Source organism: Alteromonas sp. ASW11-130 (assembly GCF_026183735.1).
Lineage (GTDB): Bacteria > Pseudomonadota > Gammaproteobacteria > Enterobacterales > Alteromonadaceae > Alteromonas.
In genome coordinates this window covers 1-20001 of the sequence record NZ_JAPFRE010000023.1, presented here as the reverse complement: position 1 = coordinate 20001, position 20001 = coordinate 1, and the positions used below count along the sequence as shown (strand labels likewise).

The window sequence follows — 20001 nt, the reverse complement described above, 5'->3', positions numbered from 1 at the left end:
CGATAATGAAATAATAAGGTAATAAGGTAATAAGGTAATAAAAAATTAGTTACGCGCGCCAAATATAGCCGTCCCAATTCGTACCATCGTCGAACCATGCTTAATTGCCGCTTCAACATCATCGCTCATACCTACGGACAGGGTATCAAAATTGCTCAGCTTTGTACGATATTCACTGAATAATTCCGCCAACGCCCCAAGCGTTTGTTCCTGCTCCTCGGTCTTCATTTCGGCTTTAGGAATCGCCATCAGCCCTCGTAAAGTTAGATGGGGGAGGGAGTTCACAATTTCAATAAGTTCAGGTAGGTCTTTAGGTTGTACACCTGATTTTGAATCTTCATCGTTGATGTTAACTTGTATACAACAATTCAAAGAAGGCAAGGTGGTAGGACGTTGATCGTTCAACCTACGCGCAATTTTGGCTCGGTCAATTGATTGGACCCAATGAAAATTTTCAGCGACTAATTTCGTTTTATTCGACTGGATAGGGCCAATCATATGCCACTCAATGTCAGTAAGATGTTGAAGTTGATTAATCTTTTCAATGCCTTCCTGCACATAATTTTCGCCAAATAAACGGTGTCCGGCTTCATACGCTTGGTTGATATCAGATACCGGTTTTGTCTTGCTAACGGCTAGTAATCTAACCGAGTTTCGGGGACGATTAGCACTATCAGTGGCCTGTTCGATCCGTACATAGGCGGATTTCAGCCGTTCTGCTATTGTTTGCATTAGTCACCATTCGTTTTGGGGAGATAGCCGTGGATATTACCGAACTTTTAGCTTTCAGTGTAAAAAATAAAGCCTCCGATCTGCACTTATCAGCTGGCTTGCCTCCGATTATTCGAGTTGACGGCGAGATGCGCCGCTTAAATGTTCCAGAACTTGACCACAAACAAGTTCACGCGCTGGTTTATGAAATCATGAATGATCGTCAGCGTAAAGAGTACGAGGAAAACTTAGAAACCGATTTTTCTTTTGAAGTGAAAGACTTATCGCGTTTTCGAGTGAACGCGTTCGTACAAAATCGTGGCGCGGCGGCTGTACTACGTACTATTCCAAGCCAGGTGTTAACATTAGATGAACTGGGCGCGCCTTCGATTTTTAAAGACATTATTAACCAGCCGACTGGATTAGTTCTGGTAACAGGGGCTACGGGCTCGGGTAAAAGTACCACCCTCGCTGCCATGGTTGATCATATCAATTCGTATAAACGAGAACATATTCTTACAATTGAAGATCCAATCGAATTCGTGCACGAAAATAAGCTGAGCATTCTGAACCAACGTGAAGTGCATCGTGATACCTTAAGTTTTTCAAATGCGTTGCGCTCGGCGTTACGCGAAGACCCCGACGTGATATTGGTGGGCGAGCTACGCGACCTTGAAACCATTCGCTTAGCGATGTCAGCAGCTGAAACGGGTCATTTGGTGTTCGGTACGCTGCATACCAACTCTGCACCGAAAACGATAGACCGTATTATTGACGTGTTCCCGGCAGAAGAAAAAGCCATGGTGCGTTCTATGCTTTCTGAGTCGTTACGTGCAGTCATCTCGCAAACGTTACTTAAAAAAGTCGGCGGGGGGCGAGTCGCCGCGCACGAAATTATGGTGGGAATACCAGCAATTCGTAATCTTATTCGTGAAGATAAAGTGCCGCAAATGTACTCTGTTATCCAAACCGGACAGGCCCATGGCATGCAGACGATGGATCAATGTCTGCAAAGACTGGTGGCTATGGGTGTGATTACGCATCAGGACGCTGCGGCTAAATCGATAGATAAAGCTAAAATGGGCTAACGTTAAGGAGTAACCATGCTGGACTCTTATTTAGAAAAAATGGTGGAAACCTCTGCTTCAGATTTATTTGTTACCGCAGGCTTTCCGGTGAGCGCCAAAGTGAATGGTAAAATGACCCCATTCAGTGACGAGCCTTTGTCTGATGCAGAAGCGCTGCAACTGGTGCATGAAGCAATGGACGATACGCAACAAAACACCTTCCATGCCAGCAAAGAGTGTAATTTTGCTATAGCGCGGGAAGGGGTAGGGCGTTTTCGTTGTAGTGCCTTCTGGCAACGGGATAATGCCGGTATGGTGGTACGTCGAATCGTTACGCAAATCCCCCAGGCCGATTCGCTGGGATTACCGCCAGTATTGAAAGATATCATCATGGCAAAGCGCGGGTTAGTTTTGTTCGTAGGGGGGACAGGTACCGGTAAATCTACCTCTCTGGCAGCATTAATTGGGCATCGAAATGAGCATTCTCATGGGCACATACTGACTATCGAAGACCCCATAGAATTTGTCCATGAACACCGCAACTGTGTGGTCACCCAGCGAGAAGTGGGAATTGATACCAAGTCATTTGATGATGCGCTGAAAAGTTCGCTACGCCAGGCTCCTGATGTCATCCTGATTGGTGAAATACGCTCCATGGAAACCATGGAATATGCCATGTCATTCGCTGACACTGGCCACTTGTGCGTGGCTACGCTTCACGCCAATAATGCTAATCAGGCCATTGAACGGATCATGCATTTAGCACCGAAAGACATGCACGATAAGTTAAGGTTTGATTTAAGTTTAAATATTCGAGCCATTGTTGCTCAACAGCTCGTACCTACTAAAGATGGGAACGGGCGTGTGGCCGCAATTGAAATTCTGCTGAATTCGCCTTTAGTTTCAGATCTAATTCAACGAAACGAGATAGGTGGTTTAAAAGAAGCAATGAAAAAAGGTAAGGAAATGGGAATGCAAAGCTTTGATATGGCGCTATATGAGCTGTATAAAGCGGGCAAAATTGAGCTAGACCAAGCCTTACACCATGCTGACTCACCCAATGATTTACGTCTAATGATTAAACTGGATACGAAAGAAGGTTCGGGTTTGGGATCGTTGTCAAATGTGTCAATTGATATGGATTAGGCATGAAAAAACTGTTTTCCAGCGATGACAGATTTTTAGTCCAACAAGTTCGCAGTGAACTCGAAGCATTGGATATTCCTTATTTAATGAAAAATGAGTTCACCAGCGGGGCCATGGGTGAGCTGCCCTGGCAAGACGTCATGCCGGAAATATGGTTAATCGATGAAGAATGGGAACCTAAAGCGCGAGAGCTTGTCTTTGCTCTGGTAGAGCATACCAAACCGGGTGAAGATAAAGTGTGCGCGCAGCTATGGCGCTGCCCACACTGCCAGGAAATGAATGAGCCAGAGTTTGATGTGTGTTGGCAGTGTGAAGGCGAACCGCGAGTCTTGCCACTTAATTAACTAATTCATAACACACCTTTAATGAATGCCCTTATTCTGCTTTAATCTCTTATAAGCAGACCAAAGACTAAAACGTATGACTATCCTATTAGTATGTTTATTTATCGCAACCTTAATGCCTATTTTAGCCAAAGCTCCCTTAGCCTATGCACAAAACAAAATGCAGGGTGGCTATGATAATAGGCACCCACGGGGGCAACAGGCTAATCTAAAAGGCTTTGGTGCGCGGGCTAAAGCTGCACATGAGAACTGTTTCGAAGCGCTTGTCATGTTTGCGCCCGGTGTGCTGGCGTGCGTCGCTACTGAAACACTAGGTTCAATGGTAACTAATTTGGCAATCGTTTTCGTGATAGCCAGAACTATCTATCTATTTGCTTACTGGTTTAATATTCACTTATTGCGAAGTTCAGCCTGGTTAGTGGGTTTTGGTGTGTCATTAGCACTGATATATTTCGCCATTCCTTAATTCGTTATTATAGATAGGCTCCAACAAAGGTATGTAGATCTTTCGCGTTAAGGTTTGCCGTGGGTGCCGTGCCTTTTTTTACGGTCTGACGCGGCAGAAAATGCCAATGTATTATTTTATATAAACCAATTATAACCTTGTTTAAATAGGCAGAAAACTTAGCTCCCGGGGTTTCTTTACCTAATCGTCTGCGTTTAGGTATGTCACAAGTTACATCCTGTAACAACTCAACTGTTCTTAACGTAATTAAAGTTGGTACTCTTTGGTAAAAGGTTTTTTAAACTGAGTACACGATGAACACTAAAAAAGCAGGTGGCCTTTCTGCCTTATATGCGGGTTGTGCTTATATATTTGGATTTGCTGTTTTATTGCTTTTTCTTTCTCCTGAACACGCGGAAGGATGGTCACGTGAGCAGCATTTAGCGTTTCTTCTCGACAATAACACCCTCGTTCATATATGGAATAGCGTTATATATACTGTATTTGGTATTGCGCTTATTTTCCTTACTTTAGCTTTAGATGCGCGTATTGCGCCAACGCAAAGTATATTCAAAAGCACTGCTAAAATATTAGGGTTCATTTGGGCCGGGCTTCTTATCGCAAGCGGAATGATTGCAAATGTAGGCATGGGAAAGGTGGCAACGTTGGTTACCTCAGAACCGGATATGGCAATACAGCTATGGCAAACATTGGGAGTGATTCAGGATGGTCTGGGCGGGGGCGTAGAAGTCATCGGTGGACTCTGGGTATTCATGTTAAGCATTATCGCTTTAAAAACGGGTATTTTTCCCAAAATTTTTAACTGGTTTGGTTTGATAGTAGGAACCGCAGGTTTAATTACCATCTTGCCGGGGCTCGGGCAATTCGGGGCAATTTTCGGTCTTGGTCAAATTGTATGGTTTTTATGGTTAAGTGGTTTGTTTTTTAAAGAGAGTCCGGAAGCAATAGGGAACGGATAGTAATTATTTGATTGCCCGGATTGATATTACTTTTGCAATAACTGTTTTTGCCCAGGCTTCATATCAAACGATTGACGTTAAAACTTCATTGTGTACCGAACGAACAGCATTCTACTTGCGTGCGGCGTAACATGTGAGGAGGTCCCGATTTTCATCGGGATGACGAATTGAGGTAACGAACTGAAGTGACGAAGTTGTTTAGCGCTCACCGCTATACCGTCATCGTGATGCACATCACGACCTCCTAATATCTATCGTCATCGTGATGCAAATCATGACCTCCTAAGATTTACCGTCATCGTGATGCACATCACGATCTCCTAACATTTATCGTCGTCGTGATGCAAATCACGATCTCCTAACAATTTACCGTCGTCGTGATGCAAATCACGATCCCCTAATATCTATCGTCATCGTGATGCAAATCACGTTCTCCTTCTCAAACGACCAACACCCAAACTTCATCGTGTACCGAAAAAAAGCAGTCTTTTTGCGTGCGGCGTAACATGTGAGGAGGTCCCGATTTTCATCGGGATGACGAATTGAAGGGACGAATTAAAGTTTGGAAATTGATTAGCGCTCACCGCTATACCGTCGTCGTGATGCACATCACGATCTCCTAATATCTATCGTCATCGTGATGCACATCACGACCTCCTAACATTTATCGTCATCGTGATGCACATCACGATCTCCTTCTCAAACGATCAATACCCAAACTTCATCGTGTACCGAAAAAAAGCAGTCTTTTTGCGTGCGGCGTAACATGCGAGGAGGTCCCGATTTTCATCGGGATGACGAATTGAGGTAACGAATTGAAGTTTGAGTTGATTAGCGCTCACCGCTATACCGTCGTCGTGATGCACATCACGACCTCCTAATATTTATCGTCATCGTGATGCAAATCACGGCCTCCTGCTCAAACGACCAACACCCAAACTTCATCGTGTACCGAAAAAAAACAGCCTTCTTGCGTGTGTCATAACATGCGAGGGGGTCCCGATTTTCATCGGGATGACGAACGGACGAACGGGATGACAGACGAACGGACGGGATGACGAATGGACAAACTGACACGTTCGGCGTAAATGTGAACTGCACAATACATCCTATAGGTTGGGGGTTGTGTAATGAACCGAAACCCGCTAGTTTTCATTGTGGAGACCTGTCTAAGTACGTACCATTTAAAAAGCCTTTTTTTTGAATTAATTAGAGTGAATGAGTGATCGACACCGACATTACCTCAGCAGCCAATGACAACGCCTCGCGCACTGTCAGCATGTCACCCGCTATAGCCGTTATCGGCATGCTATTAGGGTTCTTTTTAAGTTTCGTTTTGCTAAATGGCGACGCCCAAGGCCGGGTAAATTTATTTTATCTATTACTTATTTTTCTGCTGTTTCCAGTAGTGGGTTTGATCACGTCAGTGGTGTCCTTAATTAGCGGTAAGGGGCTAAATCTGGCGCGAGTTGTGAGTAAACTTTCGTTTTTAGGTATTTCACAATCGACAGTTTTACGGCAACTACGACAGCGTCATTTGGATAAACATTGGTTTTTCCTGCAAAGTCAGTTCGCAATGCTGGCTTATTCGCTGGCCGGAATTTTAACCTTATTGATATTACTACTGGCCACAGATATCAATTTTGTATGGCGAAGTACCCTATTAACCGCGAGTGATATTTACCCAATATTAAAATTCGTCGCCTCGCCCTGGTGGTTTTGGGAGTCAGCACAGCCAACTATCGAATTACTTGAACACACGCAGGATTCCAGACTCACTCAGCTTTACGAAACACCGTCTAACCTCGCACAATGGTGGCCTTTCATTTTGGCCACGCAGATATTTTACACGTTTATATTAAGAGGTCTGCTGCTCGTCATTAGCCGTTCGATAATAAAACGTAAAATGGATAGTGATTTCGAACAACAATTACATCAACGTATTAATCAGAATAAGCGTCGTCAACCGGAACGCTTTGTTCTTGCTGAGGTGAATCATCAGTTGCCTTCAAGTTATGCGGTGGTAAATTGGAGCGCATTACCAGACGCGATCGTGTCGCAATTGGAAGTTGCCACGGGCCACCAAAAGCTAATGGCAGGGCCACTTGCAAGTGAAGCTGAACAAAATCAGGCTGAACAATACTCTCAAAGTAAGTTGGTCCTGGTAAAGGCATGGGAGCCGCCTTTAGGAGAACTGCAAGATTTTCTGCAACATGGTCAAGGATTCCTTTACCCAGTGAATTACCACAAGCAGCATGTGCGCGATGCAGATAAAAAACATCTGGATGAATGGCGTCGTTTTTGTCGAGAACTCAAAAATTGGCAACTATTTCAACCCGCCCACAATGCGGTGAATAATAGCGAGATAGATACATGAGAGCGAATAATCAGGCTCGCTTTGCGGTGGTCGGCCACCCTAATAAAGGTAAATCGTCTATTGTTTCAACGTTATCGCAAAATGACGATGTGGTTATATCTAGTCGAAGCGGGACCACTGAAAAGGCAGAAGGTATTTCAATAACCACTGCAAACGGGGGGTATCAGCTCATTGATACCCCTGGATTTCAACGCCCAGTTAAAGTACTGCGGTGGCTTAAGGAACAAGGAGCCAACGCCAGTGAACGTGCAAAGGTATTAGCTAAATTTGTAAACGATAGTCAGTGTCGTCAGCAGTATCCTGATGAAGTGGAATTACTTCGCCCCATAGTAGAGGGGGCTGCAATCTTGTATGTAGTGGATGGGTCACATCCTTATGGCGCTGAATATGAAGCTGAAATGGAAGTGCTGAGGTGGAGCGGCCAACCCTCTATGGCACTTATCAACCCCATAGAAAGTGTAGAGTACATAAAAGAGTGGGAAAACGCGTTATTGCAGTATTTTAAGTCTGTTCAGGTGTTTAACCCGATGAAAGCAGACTTTGAAAAACAAATTACCTTGCTGAAGACATTTTCCTATTTAAATCCAGTATGGACCGAAGGTTTAGATAAAACCATTGCAGATTTGCTACAACAGCGCAAACAACAGTTAAACCAGAGTATTGCCTTACTGAGCCGGTTGGTCGAAGATTTATGCCAGCATCGCGAAAGTCAAAAAGTTCTGACCACCCAGCAAGCACAAAAAATTAAGCCCCTTTTGGAAAAACAATATCAGCATTGGATGCGTGAGCGGGAGTTGCAATCGGTAAAAGAATTAATGGCAATTTATGGTCACTTTCAAAGCGATGTAATAACCGACCAGATCGATCTCCCCCCTGATTTATTTGATTGTGACCAGTGGTTCGCCTGGGGATTGGATAAGAGGCAACTGGTGTACGCCGCCACCGCTACTGGCGCCTTGGGAGGCGCAGCCTTGGATGTGGCCGTCGCTGGTTCAAGTTTTATGCTTGGGGCATTGGGGGGAGGGTTGATCGGAGCGTCAAGTGCATGGTTCGGTGCGGATAAGCTCGCCGATATGTCGGTGCAGGGGCTCCCCGTAGGCGGATACGAAGCCAGGTTTGGGCCGATGAAAAACCGTAATTTTCCCTATGTGGTTATCGGACGCTTTGTTCATTTACACGCCCAGATCTCACAACGAAGCCACGCCAGTCGTGAAGCTTTGTCAATCGACGCAAATGACTTTCAGCAACGGGTTCAAAGCCTTGAAAAAAGTACGCAACGGGAGTTGCACCAAGAGTGTGAACGTTTGATTAAACAACGGCCCACTGACGACTTGGAAAGTGCACTAAGGCCCTTGTTCGAGAAAAACTGACCCTATTACTGGCGGGCAATATTTCTAATTTGGTTAAATGCTTTTTCGGTAACCGTGCTACTGTTGCCCCCCGTACTTGCGGTGAAGACAACGATAACGGTATCAGAAGCCGCGTCATAACGGGCAACGCTTTGATAGCCCGGCAGCCACCCGGTATGTTCGTAAAAATAGGGATAAATGCTGGCTTCATCCTCACTTAGTAAGGTACCCCTATTTAACGCGCCTATAAACACACCAATATCGTCAGCAGAGGCGACCATTGAGCCGCCAGGAATGGTATATTCCTGCGCTTTCATATCCCGACCATCCCAAAAACCTGTTACGAGTGCTTCCTGGGGGGCATCAGCTTGTTGTAAAAAAGTGTTTTGCAAGGCAAATGAATTGAGGATTTCATGCTGAATATACTTCTCATGGTTAAACCCTAACGCAACGTCCATCACCATGCCGAGCAGTAAATAGTTGCTATTAGAATATTCATAATGGGCATTAGGTGAAAAATCGGCGGGTTTGTCTTGAATGAATTTTAGCATGGCTGAGGTGTCGGTATGGGGATGATCCCATGAGAAACCGGGTTGGCTGTCAAAGTCAGGAATACCGCTTCTATGCTCAATCACTTGCTTAAGCGTCGCAGTCTCAAGATTAGCAATGTTTGATGCCAATTCTGGTAACCAAATTGCTACAGTGTCTTGCAAATTTAGCGTATTTTCATTCGCTAGCTTTGTGGCTGCTACCGCCATAAACAGTTTACTAATACTGGCTATTTTAAATAAGGGCTGGTTTTGTATGTCAATTCCGGATGCGACGATATGCGCTTCCTCCTCACCCTTTTGAGAAAGCAAAATAATACCCGAAACGTCATTATTTTCGACTGCATTATCGGCAACTTGTTGCAGTGTAGAAGGCGCTGACGCAGCAGCGGATATCGTCGTTGGTTGTGTAGTAGAGTGAGGCTGCGTGGTGTTACTCTCGCCACAACCAGCAAGAATAAGAAAAGTGATTATCGTAATGAAATAATCACGTAAAATACGCATGTTGGGGTAGCCCGATCAAAATATTGGTTCAATGCTAGCACAAAAACCAGACATTTCTACTTTGTCGGTAAAGCGATTTAGCTATATTGGTTCTCTGCCCAACTGGTAAAAATGACGCAAGCAGAAACGCTATCCACTTTGTCTTTTGTGAGCTTTTTATAGCCCCCTAACTCGAATAACATGGCACGGGCGTCAACTGTAGTTAAACGCTCATCCCAGGTTTCGACTTTTAGGTTAAAGCGACCATTAACTCTGTTGGCGAACTTTTTCGCTCGTTGTGTAACATCCTGTTCGGTACCATCCATATTTAACGGCAGGCCAACCACCGCGAGGTCAGGCTGCCATTGTTCGATAATTCGCTTTAACGCATCCCAATCAGGAACCCCATCGCGTGCTTTTAAGGCTGCAAGTGGTGCCGCTGTACCTGTTACTTCCTGCCCTATGGCGATGCCAATGCTTTTGGTGCCAAAGTCAAACGCTAACACTGTGCGTTGACCCATATCAGGCACGTCCGCTCTCCGGTGCCAACTGCCACACATCAATACCCAATTTATTAACCGCGGCCTGCCAACGCTTGTGAATGGGAGTGTGAAAAAGAATATCGGGGTCAGCTTCAATGGTAAGCCAGGCGTTATGCTGCATTTCTTCTTCCAGCTGACCGGCTGTCCAGCCAGCATAACCTAATGCGATAACGGAACTTTGCGGCCCACTTTTATTGCCAATTGCGGTAAGTATATCCTTCGAAGTGGTTACCATAATATCACTGCTAAGCGCCAGGCTTGATGCCCATTTTCCTTCATGGGTGTGCAGCACAAAACCGCGTTCCTGGCTGACAGGCCCGCCAGCCAGAATAATTTGGTCTTCACGGTCTTCGGTTACAATTGCATCTTTGTCTGTTTGTTCTAGCAACTGCTTAAGGTTCATGGTGGAGGGTTGATTAACCACAATACCCATCGCCCCATCATCGTTGTGTTCACATACATAAGTGAGTGAGCGCGAGAAATAAGGATCCTCCATAGATGGCATGGCGATCAAAAAATGGTTTTGTAAGCTTTTTAACTCCGTCATGAATTCCTCGTTACTGTTTGATACGACGCTCTACCGCATCGAACAGTTTGCCCATAATATTAACGTTAAAATGCGCCTCAATTTCTCTTACGCACGTGGGGCTGGTTACGTTTATTTCTGTTACTTTATTTCCGATAACATCCACGCCCACAAACAACAATCCTTTTTCTTTCACGACTGGGGCAATTTTCTCTGCAAGCTCGCGATCAGATTCTGACAGCGGCTGTGGTCGACCCGTTCCGCCAGCCGCCAGGTTGCCTCTTGTTTCTCCTTGGGTGGGTAAACGCGCAAGGGCATAGGGGATAACTTCACCATCCACGATTAAAATGCGTTTATCCCCCTCCCTGATTTCTGGCAAATATTCTTGCACCATCATATAGCGTTTGTTCAACTGCGTTAGGGTTTCGATCACCACACCCAAATTATTGCCATCTTCTTTAATTCTGAAGATAGACGCGCCGCCCATACCATCTAAAGGCTTACAAATAATATCTTTATGTTGCTGATGAAAGGCTCTGATAAGTGCGGGATGACGCGTAACCAACGTGGCCGGAATTAAGTCAGGAAACCAGGACGTAAATAACTTTTCGTTGAAATCCCGCAAACTGGATGGTTTATTTACCACCAGCGAACCCGCTTCCTCGGCCAAGGTCAAAATCTGAGTGGCGTACAGGTATTCACTGTCAAATGGCGGGTCTTTGCGCATTAAAAAAACATCGATATCGGCCAGCTTCATGTGTTGGCTATCTGCCAGTGTATAGAAATCGGTAGCCTGATCTTTAACCGACACGTGTCGCCCAATTCCCATCGGTAAACCATTTTCAAGATATAAATCACTCATCTCGAAATAATAAATAGTTGCGCCGCGACGCTGTGCTTCCAGCATCATTGCAAAACTGGTGTCTTTATGAGGTTTGATGGACGCGATTGGGTCCATCACAATGCCGACAGAGTAACTCATGATAGTGATTTAAATACTGTTAATTTTGGCTTAGGGCATACTATGGCGATTGCTTTTGATTTTTCAAGCGATAAGGGACACTAAAAGTCGCCGTGCAGGGCCTGTAATATGCTTAAACTAGTTAACGCGGCAGTCTCTGTTCGAAGGACACGAGGCCCCATGCTTACAGTCAAATACCCACTTTCCTGCGCCTGATGGACTTCATTCTCTGAAAGCCCCCCTTCCGGCCCAATTAATAACTGATACCCGTGGGAATGATAGGCCAGCTTTGTAATCGGATCCCGTGCTGTGGGTGAAAGGGTAACACGCTGGGCCTTAGTGGACTTTGCTAACCACTGACTCAACCCTGTGGGAGCGTTTAGTTTAGGTAGGGTGTTGCGGCCACTTTGCTCACACGCCCCATAAATTATTTTATGCCATTGCTGCTGCTTTTTTTCCCAACGTTTTTCATCTAATTTGACGGTACAGCGTTCCGTGATAAGTGGAGTAATTTCAGTTACCCCCAACTCTACCGCTTTTTGCAATACCATTTCCATACGATCACCTTTCGAAATACCCTGTCCCAAATGAAGGTATAAAGGTGATTCTTTGCTTAATGATAAGCAGGCATCTGCTTCAACTATTACCTGACGTTTGGCAACGCTTATCAGCTCGGCGCTATATTCATTGCCGTCACCGTTAAATAGAACAATGGGGTGGCCCGGCTTTAGACGAAGCACATTGGCTATATGGTGTGTAGCTTCAGCGGTTAATTCAAACTCTGTGTCGATGACAATCGGCTGTGGGTGAAATATGCGGGGAATACGCATGAAGAGAATCCAACAATATCAATCTAGCTGCGCATAATACTGACAATTGCTACCAGCGTGCAATAACTTGCGCACATTTGGGGAAAATTGGCCGAGAATAATTCAAGCGGACACAAAGGTCCGCTCGAAATACTTGGGAAGAAAACTACTTCGTTTCAGATGAAATTAATTAGCGTGCAATGCCTTGGATTCGGTTTTGGCCATTACTTGGACTGGTTTGGTCACGATATTCGGATTGTTCCGTCTTGCATGAACAGTATTTTTACCTTTATCGGTTGACAATGCGTACGCTAATAACAACAAAACTACTAAGAAAAGAACAGTTATAAATAACATTTTCAAGTCCTTTAAAAATATTAACTATCAATGGCGGCTTTAGTTCGAAAGGGCATGCATGCCGCTTCGGAGACAACAGAACGAAAGCGGGCGCGATTATACCCTACCTATGCCTGCTCACGCCATTGCTAAAACACGTATTTCCTTCATTGACGTTAAGTAAAAAATATAGTCAAAAAATGATTTAATTCCAGTTTGGGAACCCATTTCTCAGCTTTTTTTTAAGCAACCTTGATAAATCAACGTGTTAGCTGGTTGCTTATTTTTTTGCTTGTCCAAACGTCTGCAAAGAATAGTATTGATAGGTGACAAAGTTGTTACGGATCATGCCTTTTTTCATATTTTTTTTAAGATCTGGTGATCATAATTGGGTATAAGTTTTAATAAAGGTAATGAAACATCTTGATTCATTGATGTTTTTAATAAACAACTAGAGTGTATTGACCTTAACTGATCGAGAGTGGTTTATTATGATGGCTTTCAGGATAAAAGTGCGACACGTAACCTAGTGACTTAGTGATTTAGTAATTTAGCCATCTAAGTAAGTGGTAACCAAACAAAGCACGAGGACACGCTATTTAACAATGAAACGCAGTGTTGGGCGCACCTTCGCCCAACATTAGGAAAGGTGAATTACTTTATTAGTACATTGCACCATTTAATCCGCTCATCCGTGCGCAACAACGCATGGTAAAATTAGACAACAAAGGTCAACACGCTTTACTAACAAATTAAAATTATGGGGGCAGCAGAACTGCAACGCTATGGAAGAAATATTTTCAAAGTTTACCGCTGAAGATGTGGAACGCTATATAAACGTCTATGCGATACCATGGGCGATCAATATCGCCATGGCCGTTATCATTTTCGTTTTAGGCCGCATTATTGTTTCCGTTGTCATGTCGATGATTACTAAATTAATGGCGCGTTCTAAATATGACCAAATGCTAATTGATTTTTTAGAGTCAATTATCAGCGCTGTGCTGATGCTGTTCGTAATCGTCGCCTCGCTAGACCAACTTGGTGTGAACACCACCTCGCTGGTAGCCATTTTGGGTGCAGCAGGTTTAGCCATTGGTTTATCGCTGCAAGACTCGTTAAAGAATTTCGCAGCAGGCGTGATGTTACTGGTGTTTAAACCGTTCAAAGCGGGAGATTTTGTTGAGGTGGCTGGCACAGCGGGCTCGGTGCAGAAAATTGGTATTTTTACCTCTTTGCTTACTACGCCTGACAACAAAGAAATTATTATTCCTAATGGAAAAATATACAACGATAACATCACGAATTATTCGGCAAAAGAAACCCGTCGTATCGATATGGTGTTTGGAATTGGTTATGACGACGACTTGCTCAAAGCAAAACGCATATTAGAAGACATCATTGAGCAGGAAGACCGCATTCTTGAGGAACCTGAACCATTAATCGCGGTGTCCGAATTAGGAGATTCGAGTGTTAATTTTAATGTTAGACCTTGGGTAAACTCCGCTGATTTCTGGGCGGTTAAATACGCCATCACCGAAGCCGTGAAACTGCGTTTTGACCAAGAAGGTATTTCAATTCCGTTTCCACAAATGGATGTGCATTTTTATAAAGAAGATGAAGAGGAAGAGGGAAAAGGAAATAAAGAAGAACAAGAAAAAGATAAGGTGAAGGTAAAGCCGCAAATGTAATAATGTAATAATGTAATAAAACAAACGCCACTCCTGTGAGTGGCGTTTTAGGTTTTACGTATCGTTATTTACAATCAGGTCGTCTTGGTGCTTGTTGATAAAGCGCATTCGCTTCGCTCATATTCGCTTGCAAGTTCTGAATACGCGAGCTGGGGGCAGGGTGAGTAGACAGTAATTCTGGGGGGCGGTTACCTTCGCTGGCTGCATCCATGTTGTGCCACAGCGAAACAGATTCCTGTGGATTAAACCCCGATTGCGCCATTAGCGTAAGTCCAATCAGGTCTGCTTCAGATTCATGACTTCTGCTGTAAGGCAATTGTACACCTACCTGAGCGCCTAAGCCCATGGCGGCCATAATTGGCCCCGAATAGGGCACTTCGTTGGCAGCTAACACCTGTCCCACTACTTGCGTAGTTAATTGGCTAGCAGTGCCGATAGACATACGTTCATTACCATGATTGGCAATAACATGGCCTACTTCGTGACCAATGACAGCGGCAAGTTGGTGCTGATTCTCAGCCACTTTCAATAAACCCGTATAGACCCCTATTTTACCGCCCGGCAGGGCGAATGCGTTCACTTGCTCATCGTCGAATACAACCACTTCCCACTGCCCTGCAAACACCTCCTGGGGCACATTAGCAGTGATAGAGCGAGCTACACATTCTACATAAGAATTCGCCACCCGTTTATTCGATATCTTCAGTTCTTCTTTCATACTTGTAAAAGCTTGCTGACCCATGGCTGACATTTGGTCTTCCGGGAACAGCAGCAACTGATTACGGCCTGTTGGCGAAGTGCCACAGGCACTAAGCATTGCGACAAGTGACGCAGCGCCAATCTGTTTTACCCATTTCTTCATAAAGGTTTCCTTTTGGTTTACTGCTACCAGGGCAGTCAAAAAAACGTTGATGCGTTGCTGCTATACGAAGTATTTAGAAATTTGGCTTCATTAATACAACATGACATTAACTTAAGTAAAAACGAAAACTTAAAAGTTTTCAAGATATTAAGTGGTAATGCGAGGTGAGCGTTGAAACAACATTGGCGCTCAGAAAGTAATATGCAATCTGAAATAACAACTTAACGTAAAGAAATAGATAGTTTATTAATTTACGGAGCATTTAATGGCAAAGATACTGGTACTTTATTATTCATCGTACGGACACATTGAAACCATGGCAGAAGCGGTAGCCGAAGGAGCAAGAGGGGCTGGCGCAGAAGTGGATATCAAGCGGGTGCCCGAAACCGCGCCTGAGGAGGTGGTTAAAAACGCGGGGTTCAAAATTGATCAGAAAGCACCTATCGCTAAGGTAGACGACCTCGCCAATTACGACGCCATTATTGTGGGCGTTGGCACCCGTTATGGGCGCATGGCCTCACAAATGGCCGCGTTCTGGGACCAAACCGGCGGCCTCTGGCAAAAAGGTGCGCTAGAGGGCAAAGTGGCATCTACCTTTACTTCTACAGCGAGCCAGCACGGTGGACAAGAAACCACGCTAGTGTCAAATATGACCACCTTTTTTCACATGGGGATGGTGGTAGTGGGCTTACCTTACTCCTATGAAAAGCTAGCACAACTTGAAGAAGTGGCAGGTGGTACGCCTTATGGCGCAACGACATTAGCGGGCGGCGATGGTTCTCGACAGCCTAGTGAGATTGAATTAGGTGGTGCGCGGTATCAGGGTAAGCATGTAGCAGAAATTGCAGCTAAATTAGCCAAAAATTAATTGGACAAAAAACCTTGTGTTTTACCTCATTGAGCCCGTGATATTCTTACAACAACCAGTTTAAGAATAGCGAGGCTCAATGCTTATTTCAAATCATAACTCCTGGCGCAATGCCACGGACGCGCAACGCAATGACGAAGTACAACACTTATTATCGCAAGGGCTAAGTACGCGTTTTGATTTTATCGATATCAAGCAGTTTGAGTGTGCCGGGCTTTCTAACCCTATAGCTCGTTTTAAACATCGGCAGACCGGTATGGTGATGCACCTTATTCCGGGGAGTGATGATTTTAAGCTAGGCATTTCGCCTGAATTTTATGCTACAGCTAAACAAAACCAGTGGATGGACATCGACGAAAATGACTTTGAACAAAAGTTTCCCCATTCAGTGCCTCCTTTTCTAATCGGCGAATTCGTTATCACGGAAGCGCAGTGGAAAGCTATGGATGGGAATAAGCTTTTTAAGGAGTATGGCGAAGACCACGGCGTGGATGCGGTCAAGCGCGAAGATGTTCGTGAAGTCGCTAAACGCGTTGGGTTACGCTTACCTAGTGAAATAGAGTGGGAGTACGCCTGTAAAGCGGGCACAAATACGTTGTTTTATTGGGGAAATGAACCTGATGATGATTATGCATGGACGAGCAATACAGTCACCTTTCCTGCAGAAGGCTACTTCACAATAGCAAGGCAGCATCAAAAGAAACCGAATGCTTTTGGATTGGTAGCAATGTTAGGCAACCAAAATGAATGGGTTGAAGATGACAAACACCTGTACGGCGTGCGCCAGTCGTCTAATGCTCCCTATTATTCTGCTAATGCCGATTCCGACGGTATTTTGCGTGGTGGTTGGATATGTTACGACTGGGACTTATGTCGCTCAACCACACGGATCGCCTGTGGTGCAGCCGACGGGGGGTGCAGTGCAAGGTTAGCTGTTGGCTTGAGTGAATGTGTTAGTGACTAAAGTGGCTTTTGCAAAAATATTCGCAATGCTTTTACTGCTGTGTTTACTAAAGGGCTGTATCACGTCGCCTTTTGCCCATTGCAGTGCGCGCGCAAGTGAAAATTCTCTCTCTTGTAGCGCAGATACAGTTACCGAAGCTGCACATACGCTGCAAAGCTTCGCTAACACCAAATGCTGTGCTGGGAAAGCCGTGTTAAAAGCGCCTAACGTTGAAGCCATACCCAGAGACACTCAAACGTATGTGAACAATAGTTGGGTAAAATTTAATGGAGGTTACTACTACAGGTTAGCCGCCACATATTCATGTGACGGGGCAGAACCTTAAACCTTGGTTTATTTTACGTTTTTTAGTCGCATGCTAGTGGCTGCCTTATGTTCACTGGCATGTAAAAAGCTTCTTGCGCATCGCGCCACTATACATAGCTTTAAGTGTGATGGAATAAGGCTTTGTGTATCCCGCGGTCTTACCCTGCGCCCTCGTTTTCAGGGGTAAATCTATTGTATATCCACCACTCAGGCAAATAGTCGTTTTTATGTTTAAGTGTCCAGCCGTGACGGTCATAACCGAGGCTGGCCGCAGCGATAATGGCTGAGGGAAAACGTGTTTGCGTCGGATCGATGGGAACGCCGTTGGCTTTGCAAGCGCTTCGATGGGCCTGGGTAGCACGGATAATCGCCTGTTCGAATCCGTCTTCGTCTTCCTTGGCAAGATAATAAAAAGGCACCACGCGGGCTTGGGCGTGAGGCTGCAAATCAGAAGAAAAAACTTCATTTAGTTGCGTAAATAAGCGGTCGTGGTCGCCGTTTTTATCAAGCATTTCTTTAATATAATTTACCTGGAATCTTGCCAAATCTGCAAACTCGGGCTCAAGTTGTGCGGCGGTTTCCGGATCATATTTGAGTAAAATTGCGACTAGGTCGTCTCTGCGCATGCTAATTGATTCAAATAACCGAATGCTCCATCCGCTATATTTGGGGGGGGGATAATGTGGGTCTAGTTTACCGGTTACCCCTGCTACCGTAATTGCTTTAGAACTATCTGGTTGTTCAATTAACGCTGCCAGGGCGGAAAAACTGGTGTGAAGGTTATGAAGGACGGCTTCCCAGTCAGATTTATCTTGGGTTAGCTCATATATAACAAGGGAAAATTCAAGAAGAGATCGATACTCTTTAAACAAACGCTGTAACAAAAAATTAAATTTATTTCCATTTACTTCTATCGAATAGGCGATGGATTTCATGATCCTAGTGAAGACGTAGTTTTTTATATGTTCAAGGCGTTGCTCCTTGCTTTGTTTCGGTGTAGCAATATGGAATTTGATATGCAACTCTTTCAAAATATTATTTCCTTACGAACCTCATTAAAGATACTATCTCAAGCCCCTAAAGGCCTGTTGGTGGATTTTTACTTAAAAACACACTTTTCGTAAAACCTGCGAACGAACCAGTTTGGTCGTAAATGGCCTTGCTAATAGCGACATATTCGAAGTTGTTACGTTCCATGGCATTGATAATTGAGTTCATGTCGTCTGGAACAACTTTTCCATTTCTCACCATTCTATTTCGCTTATTCACCATATCTTTATACAAACTATTCCAATACTCTTGCGAACCTTGTTGGGCATAATGTTGCTTATCAGTAGTAAGGCGTTTGCCTAATCCCGAGCCGCCGCCTTTGGCTTCAATGGCAACCCATCTGATTTCGCCATTCAGTAATTGGACTGGCCAGTTACTTTTTATTATGACTAAAAGAATGCTTCAGCATCGCGCCACTATACATAGCTTTAAGTGTGATGGAATAAGGCTTTGTGTATCCCGCGGTCTTACCCGGCGCCCTCGTTTTCAGGGGTAAATCTATTGTATATCCACCACTCAGGCAAATAGTCGTTTTTATGTTTAAGTGTCCAGCCGTGACGGTCATAACCGAGGCTGGCCGCGGCGATAATGGCTGAGGGAAAGTTTAGTTGCGACGGTTCGATGGGAACGCCGTTGGCTTTGCAAGCGCTTCGATTGGCCTGGGTGGCACGGATAATCGCCTGTTCGAATCCGTCTTCGTCTTCCTTGGCAATATAATAAAAAGGCACCAAGCGGGCTCGGGCGTGAGGCTGCAAATCAGCAGAAAAAACTTCGTTTAGTTGCGTAAATAAGCGGTCGTGGTCGCCGTTTTTATCAAGCATTCCTTTAATATAATTTACCTGGAATCTTGCCAAATCTGCAAATTCGGGCTCAAGTTGTGCGGCGGTTTCCGGATCATATTTGAGTAAAATTGCGACTAGGTCGTCTCTGCGCATGCTAATTGATTCAAATAACCGAATGCTCCATCCGCTATATTTTGGGGGGGGATAATGTGGGTCTAGTTTACCGGTTACCCCTGCTACCGTAATTGCTTTAGAACTATCAGGTTGTTCAATTAACGCTGCCAGGGCGGAAAAACTGGTGTGAAGATTATGAAGGACGGCTTCCCAATCCGATTTATCTTGGGTTAGCTCATAGATTTCTGAAAAATCTTTGACCAGAAATCTGTAATCGTTAAAAAGTATACCTAATAAAAAGTTAAAACTTTGTGAGTTAGTATCTACTTTATTTGCTATAGAATCGAAACGACGCCTTACCAAATAATTTTTCAGAAAATCAAGATGCTGATCCTTTGTTTGCTTCGGGGGCGCAATATGGAATTTTATATGAAGCTGTTTTAACAAAATATCATCCTCTTCAGTTAGCCTCAAAATCACTACAAAGACCCCTAAGGGCCTGTTGGCGGCGGTGACTTGGTTGAAAAAATGCTTTTTGTAAAACCTGCGAACGAACCAGTTTGGTCGTAAATGGCTTTGCTAATAGCGACATATTCGAAGCTGTTGTCTTCCATTGCCCTTATAAGGGAGTCCATATCGTCTGGAACAATCTTGCCCTGTCGTTCCATTCTATTTCGCTTATCCACCATATCTTTATACAAACTATTCCAATACTCTTGCGAACCTTGTTGGGCATAATG

General features: G+C 44.5%; 21 protein-coding genes. 10 read left to right on the top strand and 11 right to left on the bottom strand.

Translation table 11 applies throughout. The annotated features are described in order from the left end of the window. Window positions 1-45: 45 nt before the first annotated feature. The gene (locus OPS28_RS08095) at window positions 46-732 is read right to left on the bottom strand and encodes a YggS family pyridoxal phosphate-dependent enzyme (RefSeq protein WP_265608953.1); all 687 of its coding nucleotides are present in this window, start codon (window positions 730-732) and stop codon (window positions 46-48) included. Window positions 733-761: 29 nt separating this feature from the next. On the opposite strand from OPS28_RS08095, the gene OPS28_RS08090 reads away from it, so the two are divergent. The 7 genes from OPS28_RS08090 to OPS28_RS08060 all read left to right on the top strand — a co-directional run bounded on the left by OPS28_RS08090 (window position 762) and on the right by OPS28_RS08060 (window position 8440). Then, window positions 762-1799, top strand: a complete 1038-nt coding sequence (locus OPS28_RS08090; RefSeq protein WP_265608952.1) for a type IV pilus twitching motility protein PilT — start codon at window positions 762-764, stop codon at window positions 1797-1799. A gap of 15 nt (window positions 1800-1814) precedes the next feature. Then, on the top strand, window positions 1815-2924 hold the full coding sequence (locus tag OPS28_RS08085) for a PilT/PilU family type 4a pilus ATPase (RefSeq protein WP_265608951.1): 1110 nt from the start codon (window positions 1815-1817) through the stop codon (window positions 2922-2924). A gap of 2 nt (window positions 2925-2926) precedes the next feature. Then, window positions 2927-3268, top strand: a complete 342-nt coding sequence (locus OPS28_RS08080) for a putative signal transducing protein (RefSeq protein ID WP_265608950.1) — start codon at window positions 2927-2929, stop codon at window positions 3266-3268. 76 nt (window positions 3269-3344) lie between these two features. After that, window positions 3345-3734, top strand: a complete 390-nt coding sequence (locus OPS28_RS08075) for an MAPEG family protein (protein WP_265608949.1) — start codon at window positions 3345-3347, stop codon at window positions 3732-3734. 293 nt (window positions 3735-4027) lie between these two features. Then, window positions 4028-4693, top strand: a complete 666-nt coding sequence (locus tag OPS28_RS08070) for a hypothetical protein (protein WP_265608948.1) — start codon at window positions 4028-4030, stop codon at window positions 4691-4693. Window positions 4694-5915: 1222 nt separating this feature from the next. Continuing rightward, window positions 5916-7070, top strand: coding sequence for a DUF2868 domain-containing protein (locus OPS28_RS08065; protein WP_265608947.1), 1155 nt, complete (start codon window positions 5916-5918; stop codon window positions 7068-7070). Then, complete coding sequence (locus tag OPS28_RS08060; protein ID WP_265608946.1) at window positions 7067-8440, top strand: GTPase/DUF3482 domain-containing protein; 1374 nt, start codon at window positions 7067-7069, stop codon at window positions 8438-8440. Before OPS28_RS08065 ends, OPS28_RS08060 begins: the two co-directional genes overlap by 4 nt. 5 nt (window positions 8441-8445) lie before the next feature. Here OPS28_RS08060 and OPS28_RS08055 read toward each other — a convergent pair whose 3' ends face one another. From OPS28_RS08055 to OPS28_RS08030, 6 genes are all read right to left on the bottom strand, one after another. Further along, the gene (locus OPS28_RS08055) at window positions 8446-9471 is read right to left on the bottom strand and encodes a serine hydrolase domain-containing protein (RefSeq protein WP_265608945.1); all 1026 of its coding nucleotides are present in this window, start codon (window positions 9469-9471) and stop codon (window positions 8446-8448) included. Window positions 9472-9548: 77 nt separating this feature from the next. After that, window positions 9549-9980 carry a Holliday junction resolvase RuvX gene (gene ruvX / locus OPS28_RS08050; RefSeq protein WP_265608944.1) on the bottom strand — a complete coding sequence of 144 codons (432 nt, stop codon included), beginning with the start codon at window positions 9978-9980 and terminating at the stop codon, window positions 9549-9551. After that, the gene (locus OPS28_RS08045) at window positions 9973-10539 is read right to left on the bottom strand and encodes a YqgE/AlgH family protein (RefSeq protein WP_265608943.1); all 567 of its coding nucleotides are present in this window, start codon (window positions 10537-10539) and stop codon (window positions 9973-9975) included. Before OPS28_RS08045 ends, ruvX begins: the two co-directional genes overlap by 8 nt. 10 nt (window positions 10540-10549) lie before the next feature. Further along, window positions 10550-11500: a glutathione synthase gene (gene gshB, locus OPS28_RS08040; protein ID WP_265608942.1), complete on the bottom strand. Its 951-nt coding sequence runs from the start codon at window positions 11498-11500 to the stop codon at window positions 10550-10552. An 80-nt stretch (window positions 11501-11580) separates the two neighbouring features. Beyond that, window positions 11581-12309, bottom strand: coding sequence for a 16S rRNA (uracil(1498)-N(3))-methyltransferase (locus OPS28_RS08035; protein WP_265608941.1), 729 nt, complete (start codon window positions 12307-12309; stop codon window positions 11581-11583). Between the two features lie 165 nt (window positions 12310-12474). Further along, complete coding sequence (locus OPS28_RS08030; protein WP_265608940.1) at window positions 12475-12645, bottom strand: hypothetical protein; 171 nt, start codon at window positions 12643-12645, stop codon at window positions 12475-12477. 764 nt (window positions 12646-13409) lie between these two features. On the opposite strand from OPS28_RS08030, the gene OPS28_RS08025 reads away from it, so the two are divergent. Next, window positions 13410-14315, top strand: a complete 906-nt coding sequence (locus OPS28_RS08025) for a mechanosensitive ion channel family protein (protein ID WP_265608939.1) — start codon at window positions 13410-13412, stop codon at window positions 14313-14315. Between the two features lie 64 nt (window positions 14316-14379). Here the strand turns inward: OPS28_RS08025 and OPS28_RS08020 are convergent, their stop codons facing one another. Next, window positions 14380-15177 carry a M48 family metallopeptidase gene (locus OPS28_RS08020; RefSeq protein WP_265608938.1) on the bottom strand — a complete coding sequence of 266 codons (798 nt, stop codon included), beginning with the start codon at window positions 15175-15177 and terminating at the stop codon, window positions 14380-14382. 265 nt (window positions 15178-15442) lie between these two features. On the opposite strand from OPS28_RS08020, the gene wrbA reads away from it, so the two are divergent. Both wrbA and OPS28_RS08010 read left to right on the top strand, forming a co-directional pair. Further along, the gene (wrbA, locus tag OPS28_RS08015) at window positions 15443-16045 is read left to right on the top strand and encodes an NAD(P)H:quinone oxidoreductase (protein WP_265608937.1); all 603 of its coding nucleotides are present in this window, start codon (window positions 15443-15445) and stop codon (window positions 16043-16045) included. A gap of 79 nt (window positions 16046-16124) precedes the next feature. Next, window positions 16125-17009: a formylglycine-generating enzyme family protein gene (locus OPS28_RS08010; protein WP_265608936.1), complete on the top strand. Its 885-nt coding sequence runs from the start codon at window positions 16125-16127 to the stop codon at window positions 17007-17009. Between the two features lie 464 nt (window positions 17010-17473). On the opposite strand, the gene OPS28_RS08005 is transcribed toward OPS28_RS08010, so the two are convergent. From OPS28_RS08005 to OPS28_RS07995, 3 genes are all read right to left on the bottom strand, one after another. Beyond that, window positions 17474-18346 carry an Imm49 family immunity protein gene (locus tag OPS28_RS08005; protein ID WP_265608935.1) on the bottom strand — a complete coding sequence of 291 codons (873 nt, stop codon included), beginning with the start codon at window positions 18344-18346 and terminating at the stop codon, window positions 17474-17476. 486 nt (window positions 18347-18832) lie between these two features. Beyond that, window positions 18833-19741, bottom strand: coding sequence for an Imm49 family immunity protein (locus OPS28_RS08000; protein WP_265608934.1), 909 nt, complete (start codon window positions 19739-19741; stop codon window positions 18833-18835). A gap of 11 nt (window positions 19742-19752) precedes the next feature. Next, the coding region (locus OPS28_RS07995; protein WP_265608933.1) for a hypothetical protein at window positions 19753-20001 on the bottom strand (249 nt) is incomplete at its 5' end.